This is a genomic window from Frankia sp. Cppng1_Ct_nod (genome assembly GCF_920656135.1).
Lineage (GTDB): Bacteria > Actinomycetota > Actinomycetes > Frankiales > Frankiaceae > Protofrankia > Protofrankia meridionalis.
The window spans coordinates 144653-166119 of sequence record NZ_CAKKTK010000002.1; the positions used below are offsets into that span (position 1 = coordinate 144653).

Consider the following 21467-nt stretch of genomic DNA (forward strand, 5'->3'; position numbering starts at 1 on the left):
TCGCTGACCAGTCGTATCGGAGATCCGAACTCTCATGCCCCTGCCCCGGCTGGCCCGCCCGGCCTACCCGCCGCTCGCTGCCCTGCTGACGGTGGCTCTGCTGACGGTGGTCATCCTGCTCACAACCGGCGCCTGTAGCCCGGCCCGGCCCAAACCGGCCCCACCGCGGCAGGCGACGGCGACGGCCGGCGTCCGAAGTCCACCCGGGCTGCATTGGGAACCGTGCGGGGGCGGGCTGGAATGCGCCAGGTTTCCCGTTCCGGTGGACCACACCAGACCCGACGGGGCCAAGATCGAGCTGGCGCTCATCCGCGCACCGGCCCGTCAGCCGTACCGGCGGATCGGCTCGCTCGTCCTCCACCCGGGCGGGCCTGGTGCGTCGGGCGTCGAGTTCGTCCGCGCCGGGGCCGCGACCGGTGCCATCGGACTCCCGCTGCGTAACCGTTTCGACATCGTCGGGTTCGATCCGCGTGGTGTCGGTGGGAGCGCACCGGTGCGTTGCATCTCCGACGCGGAGAAGGATCGGCTGACATCCACCGGGCGTGTCCTGCCCGCCACCGCGGCGGAGCATGACGAGCTGGTCACCGACGCACGCCGTTTCGCGCAGGGCTGTGAGCGGTCGAGCGGCGCGCTCCTGCCGTTCATGTCGACCGAGGCCTCGGCAAGAGATCTTGACCTGTTACGGATAGCGCTCGGCGATGAAAAGCTGTCGTATCTCGGGTTCTCGTACGGCTCGGTGCTCGGTGCGACCTATGCAAGTCTGTTCCCGACCCGGGTCCGGGCGATGGCTCTCGACGCCGCGGTCGACCCGGACCTCTGGTTCAACCGGCCCCAGGAGCTCGTGCGCCAGCAGGCTGCGAGTTTCGAGGCGGCCCTCACCGCTTTCTTCTCGTACTGCAAGGCCCGGCCGGAGTGCGGTTTCGGCAAGGACGACCCGTCGGCCGCGTACGACCGCCTGGTCGATCGGCTCGACCGGGAGCCGATCCCGGCCGTGTCCAGCGCCGACCCGCGACCGGTCAACGGGTCGGTCGTCTTCGACGCGATGATCACCGCGCTCTACAGCCAGCTCACCTGGCCTGCGCTCGAGCACGCGCTGAAGGCCGCGGACGAGGAGAACGACGGTTCGGAGCTGCTCGCCATCGCCGACCTGGGTAGCGGTCGTGAGCCCAACGCCACCTACAGCAATCTTATGGATTCCAATGCGGCCACCGTCTGCACCGATGAGATCAATCCGGTCGACATCGCCGTCTATGACCGGCTCGCGGAGGAACTCGGCCGGCGCAATCCCCGCTTCGGCCGGATGGTCGGATTCGACCATCTTCCCTGCGCGTTCTGGCCGGTCAAGGCAGCCTCCCGTTACACAGGGCCGTTCCGTGCGGACGGTACCCCGCCGATCGTCGTCATCGGTACCACCGGTGATCCGGCGGCGCCCTACGCCGGGGCCAAGGCGCTCGCGGGCGAACTCGCCACCGGTGTGCTGGTGACCTGGCGCGGCGTCAGCCATGGTGCCTACGGCCATCTGAGCGAGTGCATCGACGATGCGGTCGACCTCTATTTCGTCGATCTGAAGTCACCGGCGGAGGGCACCACCTGCACCTGACATGCCTGGTGGCGCCCCCGCCCCCGCCTCGCCCCCGCGGGACCGATCCTGGTCGTGTCTGCCGGGCCCGTGGTGACCGGCACTCGTAACAGGTTGCTCGTAGTGGGCCGGATGGGTCCTGCGTGGACTCATCGGCGCGTTCCGCTCACTGTAAGCCATGCATCCCGTTACTGTCCGACAGGCAGACTGTATGGACACGGGGAGTAAGGATGTTGAATCAACCGCACGATCAGCGACGGTGGACCGACACTGACCAAAGATGGCCCTGGCCAGGGAGGTCACGGTGGACGCAGCAACTCCGAACCGGCGACAGCTCGCCGTCCTGGTTGCTCTCGGCACCGGCGGCGCGCTCATGACCGCGCCGTTCGTCGACGAGCTTGCCGACCTGAACACCCGCCTACGGGAGCTGGTCCACGCCTATGAGGACATCCCGTTGACGGAGTCGTTGCCGCGTTTGGAGGGCATGCATGCCGAGGCCATCCGCATGTCCGGACGTCGGATAGCTCCGGCCCAGCGTAAGGCGCTCAACTCCACGGCGTCCCGGGTCGGAGCGCTGTGCGCGGACGCCCTGTTCAACACCGGCCGTGTCGACCAGGCCCGCCGGCTGGTGGCGGCGGCCTATCGGCATGGCAGGGACGCCGGCGATCCGCTGGCTGTCGGCTACGCCCGGAAGGTCGCCGCCATGGTGGAACTCAACGAAGGGCAACCGGGCCCGGCGCTGTCCCTGGTGGTGGACGGGCAACGTCGGGCACCCGCCACGCCGGTGGCGACCGCTGCGCTCGCGCTCGAGGCGCGGGCCGTGGCGGCACTGCCCGGTGGGAAACCCGACGACGTCGCCCGGCTCGCCGACCGGGCGATCGACCAGGCGTTCGACCTACCGGCGGTGCAGCGGGGAAGTGTCGGCGGCGAGGATCCGGACGCGGTCCACCCGGTCGAGATCACCTACCATGCGCTGATCGCCGCGGCGATCGTGGGGAACTACCGCGCTTCGATGGATTATGCCGATCTTGCTCTTCCGGCCCTGACCGCGATGGACCGTCCCGGTTTCGTTGCTGTCGCGCTTGCCCATCTGGCCCTGGCCGACGCCCGCCGGGGCGAGATCGATGCCGCCGTCGACCGGGTCGGAGTGGCTCTCGATCTGGCTCCTCGGCCCTTCCGCGCCGTCGGCCGCCCGATCGGGGCAACACTGGCGGTGCTGCGAGCCGACCATGCGCGGGCCGACAGCGTCCAGGCCCTGGCAGGTTGGGCCCGCACCTGGCGGCAGGCCGAGTCCGCAGCCTGAGCGTTCGGCCCCGCCGAACCGGGCCTGGTCCTTCGGGGAGCGAAAGCACCTGGCATGAAGGCGATACGAAAGCAGGGTTTTTCGGGCGGGTCATGGGCGGGTCATGGGCGGGTCAGTGGCCGGGAGTCCGCGGGCGTGCGTCGGGCGTAGCGGACACCGCCCGGCGGGTCGGACGGTGTGTTCCGCCGGGCACGCCTGACCAGCACGGACAGCACGCGCCGCAATGCGAGCCCGGCGGCGTCCGCCCGGATGCTGACCTCCTCGGGCCCGGCGCCCGCCTCGGGTGCCAGCGGCAGGCCGTCGAGCGGCAGCATCTCCTGCAGGGCGAGGTCCTCGTTCAGGATGTCGAGTTCGAAGCGGGCGGCGTCACGCAGGCGGCCCGCGTCCCCACCGAGATCGTCCCGGAGCAGGCGGGTGTAGATGCGGGTCGATCCGGCGTCCTCGGGTTGCAGACAGAAGAGGATCGTGTTGTGGGTCCCGGCGTCGAGGTACTCCAGTGCCAGCCGGAGCTGGAAAGGCGGTCGGTAGACATAGGTGGAACGGCGGCGCTGGACCAGCGGTCGCAGCCCGGCGGCCACGCCCGGATCCTCCGGGTTCGCGACCTCCTGTTCGATCCGTACCCGGAACCCGTTGCCTTCCGGGGTGGCCCGGTACGGGGGGACGACCGTGTCCTCCCCGGCGCCGATCGTGGCGGCATGGACGAACGGGAGGTGCGCGGTGTCGAGGAAGTTGTCCGCGAGCAGACCCGCGCAGGCCGATGTCCGGACGACGTCCAGCCATATCGAGTCGAAGGCGGGGTCGTCCGCTTCGGGCAGGTCGATGATGTCCGCGAACGGTTCCTCCGGAGCGAGCCAGACCATTCCGTGGCGTTCGGTGGCGCCCCAGGCGGGTTTGGCCCGGGCGCGTTTCGGGGCGGGAGCCCCCGGCCCGAGCGCGGGCACGGCGGTGCACTCGCCCGAGGCCACGAAACGCCAGCCGTGGTAGCCGCAGACCAGCTCGGGGCCGTCCACCCGGCCGGCCGACAGCGGCGCCAGACGATGGGGGCAGCGGTCGGCGAGGGCCACGATCTTGTCGTCGAGCCGGGCGATCACCCAGGGTTCGCCGAGGAGGCGGACGGCCACCGGTTCCTCGCCGACGTCGGATGAGAGCGCGACCGGATGCCAGCCGCGTCGCAGCGAAGGATCCGTGTTTGTCAGTCGTTGCTGAACGTCAACCACCTCCTGGGTCAGGGGCCGTTGGATGCCGGGTCGGCTGATGGTGTCGAGTCATCTTCGGTGGATCGCGTTCTCCGAGTATGACTATTCAAGCTGATTTCTGTTTCGGGTTCGCGTCCCATATATGACACAAGGTGACGGTGATTGATATCTCGTGCCCAGGGTGACCGCTATCTGATGCGGGTGAATGTTCGCGACGGTCATGTTTCATGAGACGATGGTATGTGTGTCTGTGCAGGTAACCGGCTTGATATTCCGTGTGAATAGGGGCGGGGCGGTCGACGTCGGCTGTCGTCGAGGGCAAACGGGAAGATGCGTCACGTCGCCGATGGTGAACATGCATGTAACCTCCCGCGACTATCGTCGGCTGCCATGGGGGTTGTGTGTGGTGCGGTGTCGTCCCTGCGACCCGGCATCGGTGCCGTGGGTGCGCTCGTCAGGAGTGCTCTGTGATCGCGGCCGGCGCTCGCCTGTATCGGCCACTGACCGTGGCGGACGCGGTCGAAGTCCTGGCCGACGGGGACGCGGAGCTGCTCGCCGGGGGCACCGATCTGGTCCCGGCGCTGCGCACCGGCCGGCGCCGACCGCGGCGGATCGTCGCCCTGCGTCGGGTCCTGGAACTGCGTTCCCGCGGCGCCGGCGCCGACACTCTCATCATCGGCGCCGGGGTGACCTACCACGATCTGGTCGGCTGGTCGTTGTCACCCGGTCTCGCGGCGACGGCACGGGTGGTCGGCTCGCCCCAGATCCGCAACGCGGGCACTGTGGGTGGGGCGCTGGGTACCGCCAACCCGCGAGGAGACCTGTTGACCTTCCTGACCGCGGTCGACGCCGAAGTCGTGCTCCGCGGCGTGCACGGGATGCGCACGGTGCCGGTCGGGTCGTTCCTGGACGCTGGCGCCAGCCCGACCGAGCTGGTCACGGCGGTCCGGCTGCCCCGACCGTGCGGTCCCCAGCTCTATCTGAAGGTCGGTTCGCGCCAGGCTGCGTCGGCTACTGTGGTTTCGTGCGCGCTGGTCGTCGACCGGGTCCGTGAACGGGTGAACTGCGCGATCAGCGGAGTGGCGGGTCGGCCGATGCGTCCGCTTGCCGCCGAGGAGTTCGTTCGCGATCAGGTCGACTGGTCCACGGCCACCCTCTCCGCCGATGCGGTCATCCGTTTCGGGGAACTCGTCACCGAGGCCGCGGGCATCGCCGTCGACCCGCTCCCGGATGACCTGCTGGTGTCGGCGGCCTACCGTGGGCACGCCGCCGGGGTGCTGGCGGCCCGAGCTGCCGGGCGCTGCCTGTCCGGTCCGGTACGGAGCCGGGACGCGTCCACGGCATCTGTCACAGCCACACCATCCACAGCACCGGTTGTATCGGCGCCTGACGGACGGTTGCGGGTATGAGCACCGACGCGTCCGGCGAAACCGGGATCGGCGACACGGGGATCGATGACACCCCGATCAGCGCTGATGTCGACCCTCGCGTGTCGTACCACCTGTACCTCGACGGCGCCGTGCGGGAAGTGGCCGACGTCTGCTTCTCCGAGTCGCTGCTCGGCGTGTTGCGCGACCATCTGGGAGTGATGTCGGTCAAGGACGCCTGCGAGCAGGGACGGTGCGGCTCCTGCTCGGTGCTGATGGACGGCCGGCTGGTGGCGAGCTGCACGGTTCTCGCCGCCGACGCCGCGGACGCCCAGGTCACCACCGTGGCCGGGCTGGGCTCGGGCGGTCCGGCACGGGCCGTGCGGGCGGCGTTCCTCGCCTACGGCGCCGTCCAGTGCGGTTTCTGTACGCCCGGGTTCGTGGTCGCCGTGACCGATCTGCTGGCCCGGCGCCCCGACGCGGACGAGGACGAAATCCGCGAGGCACTTGCCGGCAACATCTGCCGGTGCACCGGCTACGGGCGCATCATCGCCGCTATCAGGTCCGTCCAGGACGCCCGCCGGTGACCACAGACCCGCCCGCGGCGCAGAACCAGGCGCTCCCACGGGAACGGGTCGCGGGCGGTGCGGGTGTCGGCGTGTCCGTACCGCGTCCGGATGGCCCGGCCAAGGTCGGCGGTACTTTCCTGTACGCGGGTGACCTGCGGGTGCCGGGCATGCTGCACGCCCGGACGCTGCGCAGCCCTCACCCGCGGGCCCGCGTCCGCCGGATCGACACGGCCGCGGCGCGGCGTATGCCCGGTGTGGCCGCGGTGGTGACCGCGGCGGACGTGCCCGGGACCGCGACCTACGGCCTGATCGTCGCTGACCAGCCGGTGTTCGCCTCCGACGTCGTGCGCTACCAGGGCGAACCGGTCGCGGCGGTCGCGGCGGTGGACGCCCGCACCGCCGCGCTGGCGCTCGCCGCGATCGAGGTCGACTACGAGCGGCTCCCCCCGCTGACCGATCCGGAGCACATGGTGAGCACCGGCACCGGCACCGGCACCAAGCCGCTGCATCCCGACGGCAACATCTTCCGGGAGATCCACCTGCGCCACGGTGACCCGGACGTCCACGGCGAGGTCGGCGTCACCGACTCCTACGTCGTGGGCATGCAGGACCAGGCGTTCCTGGGCTGCGAGGCCGCCCTGGTGGTCCCGGCGGCGGACGGCGGCGTCGACATGCGGGTGGCAACGCAGTGGCTGCACTCGGACCGCGGGCAGATCGCGGCCTGCCTCGCCATCCCCGAGGACAAGGTGCGGCTCACTCTCGCCGGTGTCGCCGGGGCGTTCGGCGGACGCGAGGACGTCACCCTTCAGATCCACGGCGCGCTGCTGGCGCAGGTCACCGGGCGTCCGGTCCGGATCGCCTACGACCGGGTCGAGTCGTTCCTCGGTCATCCGCACCGGCATCCGGCCCGCATGTGGTACCGGCATACCGCGACCCGCGACGGGTTACTGGTCAGCGTGCACGCACGGGTGCTCATGGACGGCGGGGCGTACGCGTCGTCGTCCCCGGCGGTGCTGACCAACGCGGTGACACACGCCGCCGGGCCTTACCTCGTGCCCAACGCCGTGGTGGACGGATGGGTGGTGCGAACGAACAACCCGCCGTGCGGAGCGATGCGCGGCTTCGGCGTGCCGCAGGTCGCCTTCGGGCACGAGGCGCAGATGGACCGGCTCGCCGACGCCCTCGGCATCGACCCGGTGGAGCTGCGTCGCCGTAACGCGCTGCAACCAGGGGATGTGCTCCCGACCGGGCAGGTCGTGCCCGACCCGCTGCCGTTGCGGGAGGCGATCGAGACGGTTGCATCCCGTCCGCTGCCACCGCCGGTGTCCGCTCGGACGCCTGCGACCTCACTGCCCGGCGGGCGGCCGGCCGCCGCCGACCCGGGTCGGGTCCGCCGCGGTGTCGGTTATGCCCTGGCATACAAGAACCTGCTGTTCTCCGAGGGTTTCGATGATTCCTCCACCGCCCGGGTGTGTCTGGAGCTCGGGCCGGACGGCGACCCGAGGGTTGTCGTACACAGTGCGTGCGCCGAGGTCGGCCAGGGTTTCGTGACGATCGCCGGCCAGATCGTGCGGACCGAGCTCGGCGTCGGGCAGGTGGTGCTCGCCGCGGCGGACACCACCGTCGCAAGCGCCGGGTCGACCAGCGCGTCCCGCCAGACGTGGATGAGCGGCGGCGCGGTGCGTGCCGCGTCCGTCACGGTCGCGGGGCAGCTGCTGGCCCGGGCGGCTCTGCTGCTGGGCCTGCCAGACGACGTGGTCGCCGAACCGAGGCGGGTGCTGACCCTGACCGATGGTGAGATCGTCGGAACCGAGGCGGGGGTGCGCATACCGGTCGCGGACGTGCTCGCCGACGGACCGGTCGAGGCCGTGGAGGTCTTCCACCACCGGCGGACCCAGCCGTTGGACCCGGCCGGTCGGGGTGATGTGCACGTGGCGTTCGCGGCGTCCGCGCACCGGGCGGTCGTCGACGTCGATGTCGACCTGGGTCTGGTCCGGGTCGTGTCCATGTCGCTCGCCCAGGATGTCGGGACGGTGCTCAACCCGATGTCGCTGCGTGGGCAGGTCGAGGGCGGTACCGCCCAGGGACTGGGGCTGGCCCTCATGGAGGAGCTGGTGGTCGAAGGCGGCGTGGTGCGCAATCCGACGTTCCACGACTACGTCCTGCCGACCGCCGCCGATGTGCCCGTGCTGGACTTCGTCGCGCTGACCTATCCGCAGGGGGACGCACCCTACGGGGTGAAGGGAGTGGGGGAGGCTCCGACCTGCTCGGCGACCCCGGCCGTGGTGGCGGCGGTCCGCAACGCGACAGGCCGTGACCTGCGCCGGGTCCCGATCCGCCCGGATGATCTGGTGGAGCTCGGTGCAGGTGGAGATCTCGGTGCAGGTGAACAGGCGGAGGGGACGTGAACGGAACATGGGCGGTCCCGCCCGGGCCGTTCGACCTTCCAGAACGTCCGACCGTACTGCGCTCGTCTCGGGTCGTGACCCCCGATGGCGTCCGCCCGGCCGCGGTCCACATCGCGGACGGCCGGATCATCGCCGTCACCCGGCCGGAGGCGGTGCGTGCCGGCCCGGGAGTCACCGAACTCGGTGACCTCGCCCTGCTGCCGGGGGTGGTCGACACCCACGTCCACGTCAACGAACCCGGGCGGACCGAGTGGGAGGGGTTCGCCAGCGCCACCCGTGCCGCCGCCGCCGGTGGTGTCACCACGATCGTCGACATGCCGCTCAACGCGCTCCCGCCGACGACGTCGCTCGCGGCGCTGGCCGCGAAGCGGGCCGTCGCCGCCGGCCAGGTACGGGTCGACGTCGGGTTCTGGGGCGGGATCATCGGCGCGGACACCCGCAACCTCGCCGATCTGGCAGCCCTGCACGACGCCGGGGTGTTCGGGTTCAAGGCGTTCCTCGCACCGTCCGGGGTGGCGGAGTTCCCGCACGTTTGCATGGACGTCCTGGCCAGGGCCGCCGCCCGCACCGCCGGGCTCGGCGCGCTGACCGTCATCCACGCCGAGTCACCGTCTGTCCTGGACGCGGCGCCGCCGGTGGCGGGCCGGACGTTCGCGAGCTGGCTGGCCTCACGCCCACCGGTCGCGGAGACCGAGGCGGTGGCGGGGCTCGCGGCGCTGTCCGCGGCGAGCGGCGCCCGCCTGCACGTCCTGCACCTGTCCGCGGCGGCGGCCCTGGACGACGTGCTCGCCGCCCGGGACGGCGGCCTCCCGCTGACTGTGGAGACCTGTCCGCACTATCTGACGTTCACCGCCGAGGAGGTTCCCGACGGCGCGACCGCCTACAAGTGCGCGCCGCCGATCCGGGGGACCGGCAACCGGGAGGCACTGTGGCGGGGGCTTGCCGAGGGTCTGTTCGCCGGGGTGGTGACCGACCATTCGCCGTCCACCCCGGCGCGCAAAGCGGTCGAATCCGGCGACTTCGCCGAGGCGTGGGGCGGGATCGCCTCCGTGCAGCTCGGTCTCGCCGCGGTGTGGACGCAGGCCCGCCGCCGCGGCCACGACCTGGCCGATGTCGTCCGCTGGATGTGCACCGGCCCGGCCGACCTCGTCGGGTTGGACCGCAAGGGACGCATCAGCCCGGGTGCGGACGCCGACCTTGCGGTACTCGACCCGGACGGGACCTTCGTCGTTGATCCGGCCAAGCTGGCACATCGGCATCCGGTCACGCCATACGCTGGACGGACGCTGCATGGCGTGGTGCGAGCGACCTACCTGCGCGGTGAGCGCGTCGACGGCGACCGGCCGCCGCGTGGCCACCTGCTGTCGAGATGACCTGCGGTCGAGATGAGCCGGATACCCCGCCCGCGTGTCGCACACCCGCTTTCGGTGTACCCGTGTCCCGAACACCCGCGTTTCGAGTATCGGCGTTCCGAGTATCCGAGGGACCCACCTCGTATCCGATGGACCCATCCCGCAGGAGGAGACGATCAGTGAGTGACGCTCCCGATCTGACGAACCTTGTCGACCTTGCCGGAGCCCGGTTCGGCGGGTCGGTGGTGGCCGTCAACGACGAGTTCTTCGCACTGGCCGAGCGGATGCTGCTGCCCGAGCCGCCGATCGCCCGGCCCGGGGTCTTCACCGAACGGGGCGCGTGGACGGACGGCTGGGAGACCCGGCGCCGCCGTGAACCGTACGGCTCGGACTGGGCGATCGTCCGGCTCGGCGCCCCGGGTGTGGTGCGCGCGGTGACCGTCGACACCACCCACTTCACCGGTAACGCCCCGGAGTCGGTGGAGCTGCACGGTGCCACGATCGCCGGTTACCCGTCCGCGGCCGAGGTCGCCGAGGCGTCGGTCAACTGGGTCGCGCTGGTGCCCCGCACACCGATCAAAGCGGATGCGGTCAACGTCCTGCCGGTAGTGCATGCCGGTCACACCCGGGTCACACACCTACGGCTCACCATCCACCCGGACGGTGGGGTGGCGCGGCTGCGCGTCCACGGGACGGTGATCGCCGACCCGCGGATGCTGGATCGGGTCACCTCCGACCTGGCCGCAGCCTATCTCGGTGGGGTGGTGGTGGCATGTAGTGACATGCACTATGGCGACCGCCACAACCTCAACGCCTCCGGGGAGGCCCGGGTGATGGGGGAGGGCTGGGAGACCCGCCGCCGCCGGGGTATGGGTTACGACTGGGCGGTCATCCGGTTGGCCACCACCGGCCAGGTGATCCGGGCCGAGGTGGACACCCGGCACTTCCACGGCAACGCCCCCCGGGCCGTGGCGCTGTGGGCGGCGTCCGCCCCTGACCTGTTCGACAGCGACGACATCTCGTCGATCACCCACTGGCAGTCGCTGCTGCCGCAGGTCCGGGTCCAGCCGAACACGCGGCACCTGTTCGACCTGGAGGTTCCGGTGGAGGCCACCCACGTGCGGGTGGACGCGATCCCGGACGGGGGGCTGGCCCGGCTCCGCCTGATCGGCACCCCGACACCACCCGGACGCCAGGAACTGGCCATGCGCTGGTTCAACGCCCTGTCCCCGGGGGCTGCTCACGCGGAGCTACTGGGTTGCTGCGGCTCGGAGGACTGGGCGGCGGCCGTCGTGGACGGCCGGCCGTACCCGACCCTGCCCGCGTTGCTCGACGCCGCCGCCGAGCAGTGGTGGCAGCTCACCGAGGCGGACTGGCTGGAGGCGTTCACCGCCCATCCCCGGATCGGCGAGCGCGGTGCCCCGGCGCCGGCGCCGACGACGTCCACCCGGGCGACCGTCGCCGGGCTTGACGCGCCCCGCCGTGAACAGGCCGCGGTGGACAACGCGAGCCTTGACCTGAAAGCGGCCCTGGTTGCCGGTAACCAGGAGTACGAGGACAGTTTCGGCTACATCTTCCTGGTCCGCGCCGCGGGCCGCGGCGCCGAGGAGATCCTGGATCTGCTGCGGGAACGGCTGGGTAATGATCCGGCCACGGAGCTGCGGGTGGCGGCCGGGCAGCAGGCCGAGATCACCGCGCTGCGACTGCAACGGCTGATCAGTGGTTCCTGACCGGACCGTGCGTCGGTTGCCTTGCGTCGGCGGTTGTGCGTCGGCGGTTGTGCGTCGGCGGTTGTGCGTCGGCGGTTGTGCGTCGTGCCGTCACCAGCCGGCATAGGAGCATGATTCCAGAGTGACTGTTTCCACCCATGTGCTCGACACCGCCGCCGGAGGCCCGGTGGAGGGCATGCCGGTCCGTCTGGAACGGATGATCGTCGGCCTTGCTGGCGACGCCCGGGGCTGGCGGTCCGTCACCTCCACCGCGACCGACGTGGACGGACGGGTACGGGATCTTCCGGTGGACGGCGTCGGGGCGTGGCGCCTGGTATTCGACACCGAGTCCCGTTCGGCGTTCTTCCCGGAGGTCGTGGTCACCTTCGTGGTGAGCGACCCGGCGGCGCACCACCACGTCCCGCTGCTGCTGTCGCCCTTCGGCTTCTCCACCTACCGCGGCAGTTGACAGGCCTGGGCGCCGCACAGGTCGGGATTCACATCCGAGGATCGGTGACCGCCGCGCGGGTCAGACCGGCGGCGGCGAGGCCGGAGTCGTCGAGCAGGCCCGCGTCCAGTGCCCGCCGGACGTGACCGGCCAGCGCCCTGGCGGTGGCGGGTTCGTCGGCGACCGACCCGGACGGGTACGCGCCGACCCAGGCGGACAGCCGTTGCAGCGTCGCCGGTAGGCCGGCGAGCAGGCAGGCCGCGACGGCCGCGTGCCTGGAGACCAGTTGTGCGGGGTGAATGTCCCAACCCTGGTAGAGACCCCGTGTCCAAGCTCGGCGGACCAGGTCCGCGTGCCGGTGCCAGGCCGCGTGCACAGCGGCCCGGTCGCCGACCGGCAGCAGGTTGGACGATCCGTCCGCGACCCGTACACCCGTGCCGGCCGTCGCGAGTTGCATGAGCGCGGTCGCGAGTTCCACCGCTGGATGGTCACCGCCCTGGTGTTCGGCGCTCACACCCAGCGCCGCGGAGTAGTCGTAGGTGCCGATGTGCAGACCGGTGAGACGGGGCCGGCCCGCCGCCACGATCGCCGGCAGCGCCAGCACCGCCGCCGGGGTCTCGACCTGCACCTCGAGTGGGATCATGGATCCGGACCCGAGGCGCCGTTCCAGCTCCGTGAGGACGTCGCAGAACACGCTGACCTGACCCGGCGCGCTGACCTTCGGCAGGGTGACCACCAGCCCGGGCGGGGTTTCGCCGCCCTCCGTGAGCGTGGTCAGGAAGATGTCGAGGCTGCGCAGCCCGCGGGTCCGCACGGTTGGGTCCAGCGACTTGGGCCGTAGCCCATAGGACGCGGGTAGCCCTCCGGCGGCGGCAGCCGCGCGCAGCGCCCCGGCCGCCGCCGCGGCGTCGGCGTCCTCGTCGGCGTCGGTGCGGATACCGTAACCGTCCTCGAGGTCGACCCGCAGGTCGGCGACCGGCCTGTCGGTGAGGACCCGGCGAACATGGGCGTGGACCTGCTCGGCGAGGGCGGCCGGAATGCCGGTTGCCGCGGCCAGCACGGACGCGTTCCCGGCGTGCGTGTCGAGCACGGCCCGCGCGGCGGCACCCCAGTCGTCGGCGAGGGTCGCGGTGACCTGGTCGGCCGGTACGTAACAGGTGTGTACGGGATGGGGGGTGCCCGGGTCGCCGGGGAACCCCGCGGCGAGATCGGTGTCGAGACGGGTGAGCGGTGCGGTCAGGGCGGCGGTCACGTCATCCGGCAGCGTCGGCACGCCTGTCAGTGTCGGACGGGGCCTGCCCGTCGGTCATCTCCGGGTGGCGGCCACCTCGATGTGGACACGGACGGCCCGCGCGAGGAAGCCCTTCATCTTGGTGACCCCGAACTCGTGGCGGTCGACCCTGGCCGCCGCGTGGAAACGGACCTCGTCACCGGCTGTTTCCGCGTGGTCAACGGCAAGTTCGATCGGTCGGGTCACGCCGTGTACGGTCAGGACTCCCATGAGTACCCATGTGTCGTCGCGCTCGCGGGCCTCATCGGCGGTAAACGTGATCGTCGGATGGGTGACGGCGTCGAGGAAGTTCTTGCCGCGCACATGCTCGTCGCGCTTGCGGTTGCCGGTGGAGAAGCTCGCGGTGTCGACGACCGCGTGTGCCGTGGAGGCGGTCAACGGGTGACCGACGGTGAAACGCCCTTCGCGGATCGAGAACGTCCCCTTCACCGGTAGGAGACCGAAGAAGTTCCTGGACGTGGACGACACGGACGAACGGGCCGGGTCGATGCGGTAGGCGCCGGCGGTCGGTGGGACGACAATGCGCGCCTGCGTGGCCTGACTGGCCATGATATCTCCCTCAGGAAAACCTTAAGATCATTAAATGGCTGACCTCCTGGAGTCTCGTCCCCGGCGGCTCTGAACGGATCACCCGATCCGTGTGGTCCGAGGTCGATGCCACCCGGGCCGCGGCGACCACCCGGGCCGCGGCGACCGACCGGTCACCGGTCCGCCTGGATGCCCGCGGCGATGACACGGTGACGGCGCAGCATCTCGGCCAGGTCCCGGTGGACGGGCACACCATCGCGGACCACCGTCTCACCGGCGACCACCGTGTGCCGGGCGGCGACCGGCCCGCAGCGCAGCCACGCCTCCACCGGATCGGACAGGGCTCCGGCGAAACCGACTCCGTCCAGCGGCCAGACGACCAGGTCGCCGACCGCGCCGACGGACAGCTCGCCGATCTCGCCGACCCGCCCAAGGCAGCCCGCGCCACCCCGGGTGGCGATCTCAAGGGCATCCCGGGCGGACGTGGACGCCGCGCCGCCGCGCAACCGTCCGAGCAGCATCGCGGTGCGGGCCTCCAGCCACAGGGACGCGGCGTCCGCCGAGGACGAGCCGTCGCAGCCGAGTCCCACGGGTACACCGGCCGCCCGCAGCTCCGCGACCGGGGCGAGCCCGCCACCGAGGATCATGTTGCTGCTCGGGCAGTGCGCGACCCCGGTTCCCCACCGTCCCAAGGTGGCGACCTCCGCCGGGTTCGGGCAGATGCAGTGGGCGACCCACGCCCGGTCACTGCCCCAGCCGACATCCTCGAAGTGCTCGATCGGACGCCGGCCGTAGGTCGCCAGACAGTAGTCGTCCTCCTGCGGGTCCTCGGCGAGATGGGTGTGCAGCCGCACGTCCAGACGTTCCGCGAGTTCGGCGGTGGCTCGCATCAGCTCGGGGCTGACGGAGAACGGTGAGCAGGGTGCGAGGGCGATCCGCACCATCGCGCCGTGGGAGGGGTCGTGATGGGCGGCGACGAGGGCCGCCGAGTCCGCGAGGATCTCGTCGGGGTCCTGCACGACGGAGTCCGGTGGCAGCCCGCCGTCCTTCACCGACAGCGACATCGACCCGCGGGTGGGATGGAACCGCATCCCGAGGGTGCGGGCGGCGGCTATCTCGGCGGAGATGAGGTCCCCACCGCCGCGGGGGTGGACGTACAGGTGGTCGGTGGTAGTGGTGCAGCCACCGAGCGCCAGCTCGGTCAGACCCACATAGGCGGAGACGTGCGCGGCCTCCTCGTCCAGCCGCGCCCACCGCGGGTACAGCGTCCGCAGCCAGTGGAACAGCGTGGCGGACAGGGCGGGTGCGAACGACCGGGTCAGGTTCTGGAAGATGTGATGATGGGTGTTGACCAGGCCGGGTGTGACCAGGCAGCCGGTCGCCTCCAGCGTCCGCCGGGCCACCGGGACCGGGTCGCCCGACCCGCCGACGGCGCTGACGAGCCCCCCCGACACCGCGACCCAGCCGCCTGGCAGCTCGCGGCGCCGGTCGTCGACGGTCGCGACGAGTTCGGCGCCGCGCACGAGCAGGTCGACCGGTGGGACGGCGGATCCCGGCGCGGACGGAAAGCCGTCGTGTTCCGGTCGTGGAGTACGTACGGTCATGGGCGCCGATTCTGCTGTGCGACTGTTACGGCGGCGGATCGCGGTGGACGGGAGGTGACGGCGGTTGGGCATCGTGGAGATCGATGATCCGGCGGACGAGCGGGTCCGCGACTATGTCGGCCTGACGGATGTGGCGCTGCGCCGGCGGCGGGAGCCCGCCGAGGGGCTGTTCATCGCCGAGGGTGAGCTGGTCATCGAACGTGCCCGGCGCGCCGGTTACCGGCCGCGTTCGCTGTTGGTCGGGCCGTCGAAACTCGCGGGCGTGCCGGACGACCTCGACCCGGGCGTTCCCATCTACCTCGCCGGCCCGGACGTACTCGCCACGATCACCGGCTTCGAGGTGCACCGTGGGGCACTTGCCGCCATGTGCCGCAGCCTGCCCCTGGACGCGTCCGATGTGCTCGACCGGGCCCACCGTGTGCTGGTCTGCGAGGACATCGTCAGCCATACGAACCTCGGCGCGATCTTCCGGTCGGCGGCGGGGCTCGGCATGGACGCGGTCCTGCTCAGCCCACGCTGCGCGGACCCGCTCTACCGGCGCTGCGTGCGGGTGTCGATGGGGGAGGTGTTCGCCGTCCCATACGCCCGTCTCAACCCCTGGCCGGCGGCTCTGTCCCTCCTGGCGGACCGCGGGTTCGCGGTGGTCGCGCTCACCCCGTCCCCGGACGCGGTGCCGTTGGACGCGCTGCGGACGGGTCAGCAGCAGCGGCTGGCGCTGCTGCTGGGCTCGGAAGGCCCGGGTCTCACCCGGGCCGCCATGGACACGGCCACCATCCGGGTGCGGATACCCATGGCCCACGGCGTCGACTCCCTCAACGTCGCGGCGACCGCGGCGATCGCCTGCTACGCCCTCGGCCACCGCCCCGTCCCGACCGGGAGGTCATGACGGTTTGTTGTCCATGCGTGGATCCAGCCTGCTGGAATGGGCTCATCGCACGGCTCCCGGCAGCAGTTCACCGGTGAGGAAGCGACGCCGGACCTCGCCGCGGCGCATCTTGCCGGACGTCGTCTTGGGTAACGTTCCCGGAGGGAGGACGACCACTTCGCCGGGACGGACACCGACCTGGTCGAGGACCTCCCGGGCGATGTTACGACGTAGTTGCGGGATGTCTCCTTCACGTGATTCCACCGCGATCAGCAGAGTTTCTCCGCCTTCGGCAGTGCCACGGAATGCGGCGACCCGCCCCGGTCTGATGCCGGGAACTCGGCAGGCGGCGCGTTCGGCTTCATAAGGGAAGATGTTTCGCCCACCGATGATCACGACTTCCTTTCGGCGACCGCACACGACGATCTCGCCATCCGTGAGCAGACCGAGATCGCCGGATCGAAACCAACCGTCGTGGAACGCGTCCGGATCGGGCTCGCCCACGTATGTATCAGCGACCGAGTCGCCACGCACCTGGAGCTCGCCGACTCTCTTCCCGTTGAGGACCTGACCGCTCTCAGGGTCGACGACCCTGACTTCGACTCCTGGCAACGGCGGACCGAGCAGCGGAAGGCGCAGGACACGGTTCCGCCCGTCCGTGATCCGCGCGTGCTGGTCGATCTCGATCGATGCCGCGTCGAAGGAGGTATATGTCAGGCCGCGCCCCATCGGTACCAGGGAGACAGCAAGAGTTGCCTCAGCCATCCCGTAGCCGCAGACAATGGTCGACGGGTTGAAACCCAGACCCCTGGTCGTCTGCGAAAACCTCTGAACGACCCCCGTATCGATCGGTTCGCCACCGTTGAGAACGACCATGAGTGATGACAGGTCCAGATCCGATGAGGACGGCAGCATCCTGCCTGCGAGTCCGAACGCGAAGTTGGGGGCCGCGGTCGCGGTCGCTCGGTAGGAGGAGACACTCTCCAACCACGTCTGTGGGCATGCCAGAAACTGCTCGGGTGAGTGCAGGACGACGCCACAGCCCCCGCAGGTCATCGGCAGCGCGACAAAGCCGACCAGGCCCATATCGTGGAACAGAGGTAACCACGAAACCAGGCAACGATGTGCTTCCTCATGGCGCGTGGCTTTCTTGATTGCCGTGATGTTCGCGAAGAGGTTTCCATGCGTGATCTGCACGGCCTTTGGCGCCGACGTCGAGCCGCTGGTGAACTGCCGTACAGCTACGTCATGGGACGACAGCCGCGGCTGTATGAACAACGAGTCGCAACAGCCCGCGCCCAGAGTATCGTCCAAAACCATCAGCCGAGCACCAGCGACGTCGGTCTCATCTGTCACTAACGGCGGGCAGACGAGCAGCATTTCGAGCCGGGCTGCGGACACGGCTTCTCGGTAGTGCTCGCCCAAAGTGCCCGGCCGGAGCACCGGTGTCAGCACGGTCACGCTGCCGCCGGCGAGCCATACGGCCTGTATCGCGGTCACCAGAGTCCTGGTGGTCGCACCGAGCAGACCCACCGCCGTACCAGGCCTGAGACCATTACGCTGGAGTAAGCCGGCCATCCCGCGTGCCTCTGCGTGCACCTCGGCCCAACTTGCGGTGTCCACCCGACCGCCTGTGTGAACACGGAGCAGCCCCGACCTGGCTGTTCCCTGTTCGATTGCGTCGATGAATTCTGACATATTGACGACAGCTTCCCATTCCTTGCTTTGAAAGCCCGACGTTGTCCGGGTCGACAACTACCTCTTGGCTAGTGGAAGGTCTCTCTGCGTGTGAACAGATATGGTTGACAGGAGGTCAGTCTCCGTGCCTGTCGGGGAAAGAGTTCGTGTCGGCTCCCGATTCGAAAGGTGTCAAGCAAAATGTGCGGGCCTGTTCACGGGTGACGCACAGAATGTACTTATCCCAGTATCGGTCCCCAAAAAAGTCATGCTTTACAAGTTGACCCTCGACATCGAAAAAGCGGCCCTCGCCGGAGCTGATGGTCCAGTAGTTGAACTCCGGCACTTCGAGGTAGATCTTCCGGAAAGCCCAGGTGGAGAAAAGATGTCCCAGAAAAAGTGAGACTCCACCGACGGGGTATCCGGAGGAGATGACGCGGGGGACGAATGCTGCTCCGAGATAGGCATACCCATTGATGAGGTCGGCATTATAGCATACCGCGTGACCAACAGGTTTCCGGTCGACGGTGGTGCGGACGACAAACTGGGTGAGCACCGATTTCCACAGGCCGGCCGTGAACTGTTCCAAAGACGGTATATGACCGCGGAACCGCCAGCGATAACCGGTTTCATCGGCGGTGGCAAGAGCGTATAGGAACGCGGTGTCCGCGCCTTCGGGTGGTTCGAGTGAAAAAAGTCCGTTTGTAAGGGGTGGGTGTAGTTCTTGAGATTCCTGGATCGCAGAGGAAGGGCGTATCTCACCGATATCCGGGCGACTCTCCCCACTCGTCCAGAGTACCTTCACCGCTGTTTTCTGCTCGGCGGCCTGTTCGCAGTAGTTGTACAGGTCGCCGACCGTGCGTACCGGATAAAAACCGTTGTCGGTATAAATAATTCCCACTTCGGAAAGTGTGGCCATCAGCTCAAGCATCCGTAATGAGTCAAAATTAAGGTCGGCGCTGAAGCTCGTCTGCGGGCCGAGTTCAGCCGGATCGATGCCAAAACGGCGGGCGATCAGAGAGATGATTATCTTTTTATCGACGGCGGCAGGCATCGATATTCATTTCCCACGTCTCCATTGCCGGTTATTTAACACTTTTTACTGGAAGGGTCTACCTGTGTATTAAAAATACTAAGGAGAAGCTAGTCTAATGGACTCGGTTCCGCCTGGCGAATATAGCCAAGATCGGGGTCACGGAAGAATCCACAGACGATCTCTGGGATTCGGTGGAGCCGGGCGACCGCATTCTTGACGCCTTCCTTGAGCTCGTCTTGGCTGCATGCAGCCATCTTCCCGACATGACCGCCCTTGACGTTTCTCCAGACCCACTCAGTCGGGATTGAGTTCCGGTGAGTATGGCGGTAGGTAAAACAGTTTGATCCGGTCGTCCGTGGACTCCACGAACTTCTTGGTCGCCTTGGCCGTGTGCGCACGGTAGCCGTCGACGATGAGGAAGATATTACCGGGTACTAACGAGAATCTTGGTTGCCAGACTCGGCAAGGCGCATCTGCCCAGGTCAGGGGCTCGAAGCTGTCCAGCTACTAAGATTCTCTTCAGTATGTCGTGGAGCAGCTTCTCCAGGTACTCGATGAAGGTTTTGGAGTTCGTGTTCCCCTCAAGGAACGAGAAAATGGATTAATTATGCCAAGAAGGAGCTTGATTGTCCGGTAGCCTAGTTTCTTCATTGGTGCATTTTTCTAGTGAGGTTCCGTCGGTGTGGCGACCGTTACTCTGACTCCATAGCTTATACATGATCGTGTGTCGCGGCAGTCGTCGTACGGGCTTCCGGTTATTCTGAAAGCTACCTCTCCGGGACGGATTTTCTCCGGAACATGCACGGAGACGGAGAACGATCCATCGCGTTCCACCGGAATCGAACCGAGATCGACGGGTTCTGTTCCGGCCTGGTCTAGGATCAAATGATAGATGATTCCCGACTGGCGGTGCTGACACAGGAATCCGACGCTGGATATTGTTATCCTCTGGTTTGATTCTACCGTAGCCGGAGTAGCAGTCGGCATTTCTGGGAAACACCGACGGTCGGCTCTTTCCTTCGCGTAGAAGGTGACGAAGCCAACCGAGATCACTCCGAGCGCCATTAGCGCAAGCAGTGCTGTCCGGCGGTTCATCCGCGATGATCCACTTAGGGCGGGGCGGGGTTGTTGTTCTCCGGACATCACATCTCACCAACTAACCCGCGATCCTGCTCCGGAGAGAGGGTATGCTGACCGTGGCGGGCAGGTTCGGCGACTCGTTGTCTTGAAGCAGAGCCTGGTCGCCCTCTTCTCGGAAGATTCCCGCAGCGACACCGACGATGACATACTGATTGGTGACGTCCTCGCCGGGTCTGTTGAATCGGTCCAGAAACAAAAGGTATGTGGTACTTGAATGCAGGACCGGAGACCGTGTGGTTTCGGAGCTGCCAGAATCCTGGTAGCGGGTATCTGACGTACCGGTCTGCCGGATGCGAATGCTGTCTGGCAGAGAGCCGCGTAGCACCTCTGTCACCCGGACGTCTGTGATCGTGAACGGGATGTTATCCACTTCCACGACAGCGGTTTTGGACGTCGTCTTGACCCGGGCCACTGCGTCGGAATCGGCAGTGAGCTGGTCCAGCGATGTATAGGTTTTCTCTCGTGACATCTCGATATACCGGCCGTCGGCCGGTCTGGTTACCTGTTCTGATGTCGACGTACCTGCACACGCGGCGGCAGCTATGAACAAAGATAAAGCGACCGCGGATCGCCGATAGTTCCATACAGGCATACCGGGCTCCTAATAAAGAGCGTTGATTCCATTGATGTCATCGCTCTGCGGTGTGGTTTTGTATCGACTGTCGTCCGGCCACATGACCTGGTATTGGTCACTGGTATTATGACCAAGACCGAGCGCGTGCCCGAGCTCATGGCAGAGCACACCGTTGTTCGTGTTGTCGTCGCGGCCATCCGTATAGGTACGGTTTGCCACGGCGACCACGCTGGACTGGAGTCCGTGATGGATGAAATACCCATTCGAACAGCCCCAGGTGGTCAGCCCGCTCCAACCTGTGTTGCCGGCGAAACCCGCGTTAACCGTGACGTCGCCGGTACCCGTTATTTCGCTGTAAATGATCGGTGTAGGCGTATTCGTCCATGATTGAGCTCGGTCTCGAAAGCCGATCGCGTAGCCACCCGGGGCTTTGTTCGTATAGGTAATGGTAGTATGATCCCATTTACATCCGATAAAGGCATAAGCTTCGGCCGGGGTGGAACCCATAATAGTGGATCCGAAGGATGCCGCAACGGGAGACAGGAAGAGCGCTGTCCATCGAATAATCCTGGATCTTTGTTTTTGATCATTCATTGACGAGTTTTCGGTTGCATTCGGCACCATATGTACTCATTATGACAGCGTAGGGGCCGTGGATCGGACCGTCAAGAATTGCCGCGTTTCCACTGGCCTCGGCTGTTCACATCGGAGCCAATTTGATCTGGGTGGTGGGGTGCCCCGGTGACGGGAAAGTGCCTCTGACTTGGGACGATACGGGTGTCTGACCGTAACTGGTCAGGTCTTGTAGATCGTTTGTTTTT

At 68.0% G+C, this 21467-nt stretch carries 18 protein-coding genes; 9 read left to right on the forward strand and 9 right to left on the reverse strand.

Going from position 1 to position 21467, the window contains the following annotated elements; all coding sequences use genetic code 11:
* The first annotated feature begins 34 nt into the window (after nucleotides 1-34).
* Together NBW77_RS01460 and NBW77_RS01465 are read left to right on the forward strand one after the other, a co-directional pair.
* Nucleotides 35-1600 carry an alpha/beta hydrolase gene (locus NBW77_RS01460; protein WP_131745800.1) on the forward strand — a complete coding sequence of 522 codons (1566 nt, stop codon included), beginning with the start codon at nucleotides 35-37 and terminating at the stop codon, nucleotides 1598-1600.
* A gap of 283 nt (nucleotides 1601-1883) precedes the next feature.
* The gene (locus NBW77_RS01465; protein WP_131745801.1) at nucleotides 1884-2882 is read left to right on the forward strand and encodes a hypothetical protein; all 999 of its coding nucleotides are present in this window, start codon (nucleotides 1884-1886) and stop codon (nucleotides 2880-2882) included.
* 101 nt (nucleotides 2883-2983) lie between these two features.
* On the opposite strand, the gene NBW77_RS01470 is transcribed toward NBW77_RS01465, so the two are convergent.
* The gene (locus NBW77_RS01470) at nucleotides 2984-4099 is read right to left on the reverse strand and encodes a Rieske 2Fe-2S domain-containing protein (protein ID WP_131745802.1); all 1116 of its coding nucleotides are present in this window, start codon (nucleotides 4097-4099) and stop codon (nucleotides 2984-2986) included.
* A gap of 446 nt (nucleotides 4100-4545) precedes the next feature.
* Between NBW77_RS01470 and NBW77_RS01475 the strand changes: the two genes are divergently transcribed.
* The 6 genes from NBW77_RS01475 to uraH all read left to right on the forward strand — a co-directional run bounded on the left by NBW77_RS01475 (nucleotide 4546) and on the right by uraH (nucleotide 11952).
* Nucleotides 4546-5487 carry an FAD binding domain-containing protein gene (locus NBW77_RS01475; RefSeq protein ID WP_131745803.1) on the forward strand — a complete coding sequence of 314 codons (942 nt, stop codon included), beginning with the start codon at nucleotides 4546-4548 and terminating at the stop codon, nucleotides 5485-5487.
* Nucleotides 5484-6032, forward strand: a complete 549-nt coding sequence (locus tag NBW77_RS01480) for a (2Fe-2S)-binding protein (RefSeq protein WP_131745804.1) — start codon at nucleotides 5484-5486, stop codon at nucleotides 6030-6032. Before NBW77_RS01475 ends, NBW77_RS01480 begins: the two co-directional genes overlap by 4 nt.
* A gap of 71 nt (nucleotides 6033-6103) precedes the next feature.
* Nucleotides 6104-8422 (forward strand): xanthine dehydrogenase subunit D, encoded by a 2319-nt coding sequence (gene pucD, locus NBW77_RS01485; RefSeq protein ID WP_250279185.1) that lies wholly within the window; start codon nucleotides 6104-6106, stop codon nucleotides 8420-8422.
* Nucleotides 8419-9795 (forward strand): allantoinase AllB, encoded by a 1377-nt coding sequence (allB, locus tag NBW77_RS01490; RefSeq protein WP_250279175.1) that lies wholly within the window; start codon nucleotides 8419-8421, stop codon nucleotides 9793-9795. The genes pucD and allB overlap by 4 nt, the downstream gene beginning before the upstream one ends.
* A 158-nt stretch (nucleotides 9796-9953) precedes the next feature.
* Entirely contained in the window at nucleotides 9954-11504 is a 1551-nt protein-coding gene (locus NBW77_RS01495; protein ID WP_131745805.1) for an allantoicase, read from the forward strand.
* 121 nt (nucleotides 11505-11625) lie between these two features.
* Nucleotides 11626-11952, forward strand: coding sequence for a hydroxyisourate hydrolase (gene uraH / locus NBW77_RS01500; RefSeq protein WP_131745806.1), 327 nt, complete (start codon nucleotides 11626-11628; stop codon nucleotides 11950-11952).
* Nucleotides 11953-11980: 28 nt separating this feature from the next.
* Here uraH and NBW77_RS01505 read toward each other — a convergent pair whose 3' ends face one another.
* The 3 genes from NBW77_RS01505 to NBW77_RS01515 form a co-directional block, all read right to left on the reverse strand.
* Complete coding sequence (locus NBW77_RS01505) at nucleotides 11981-13204, reverse strand: DUF6986 family protein (protein WP_250279176.1); 1224 nt, start codon at nucleotides 13202-13204, stop codon at nucleotides 11981-11983.
* Nucleotides 13205-13237: 33 nt separating this feature from the next.
* Nucleotides 13238-13771, reverse strand: a complete 534-nt coding sequence (locus NBW77_RS01510) for a YceI family protein (RefSeq protein ID WP_131745807.1) — start codon at nucleotides 13769-13771, stop codon at nucleotides 13238-13240.
* 152 nt (nucleotides 13772-13923) lie between these two features.
* Complete coding sequence (locus tag NBW77_RS01515; protein ID WP_250279177.1) at nucleotides 13924-15354, reverse strand: 8-oxoguanine deaminase; 1431 nt, start codon at nucleotides 15352-15354, stop codon at nucleotides 13924-13926.
* Between the two features lie 64 nt (nucleotides 15355-15418).
* Here NBW77_RS01515 and NBW77_RS01520 point away from each other — a divergent pair, with 64 nt between their 5' ends.
* Nucleotides 15419-16240 carry a TrmH family RNA methyltransferase gene (locus NBW77_RS01520; RefSeq protein WP_175324664.1) on the forward strand — a complete coding sequence of 274 codons (822 nt, stop codon included), beginning with the start codon at nucleotides 15419-15421 and terminating at the stop codon, nucleotides 16238-16240.
* Between the two features lie 42 nt (nucleotides 16241-16282).
* Here the strand turns inward: NBW77_RS01520 and NBW77_RS01525 are convergent, their stop codons facing one another.
* From NBW77_RS01525 to NBW77_RS01540, 5 genes are all read right to left on the reverse strand, one after another.
* Nucleotides 16283-17842, reverse strand: a complete 1560-nt coding sequence (locus NBW77_RS01525; RefSeq protein ID WP_165485888.1) for an AMP-binding protein — start codon at nucleotides 17840-17842, stop codon at nucleotides 16283-16285.
* A 190-nt stretch (nucleotides 17843-18032) separates the two neighbouring features.
* Nucleotides 18033-18950 carry a phosphopantetheine-binding protein gene (locus NBW77_RS01530; RefSeq protein WP_250279178.1) on the reverse strand — a complete coding sequence of 306 codons (918 nt, stop codon included), beginning with the start codon at nucleotides 18948-18950 and terminating at the stop codon, nucleotides 18033-18035.
* Between the two features lie 276 nt (nucleotides 18951-19226).
* Nucleotides 19227-19436 carry a transposase gene (locus NBW77_RS22215; protein WP_131745823.1) on the reverse strand — a complete coding sequence of 70 codons (210 nt, stop codon included), beginning with the start codon at nucleotides 19434-19436 and terminating at the stop codon, nucleotides 19227-19229.
* Between the two features lie 652 nt (nucleotides 19437-20088).
* Complete coding sequence (locus NBW77_RS01535) at nucleotides 20089-20664, reverse strand: hypothetical protein (RefSeq protein WP_131745810.1); 576 nt, start codon at nucleotides 20662-20664, stop codon at nucleotides 20089-20091.
* 9 nt (nucleotides 20665-20673) lie between these two features.
* The gene (locus NBW77_RS01540; protein ID WP_131745811.1) at nucleotides 20674-21153 is read right to left on the reverse strand and encodes a matrixin family metalloprotease; all 480 of its coding nucleotides are present in this window, start codon (nucleotides 21151-21153) and stop codon (nucleotides 20674-20676) included.
* Nucleotides 21154-21467: the final 314 nt, after the last annotated feature.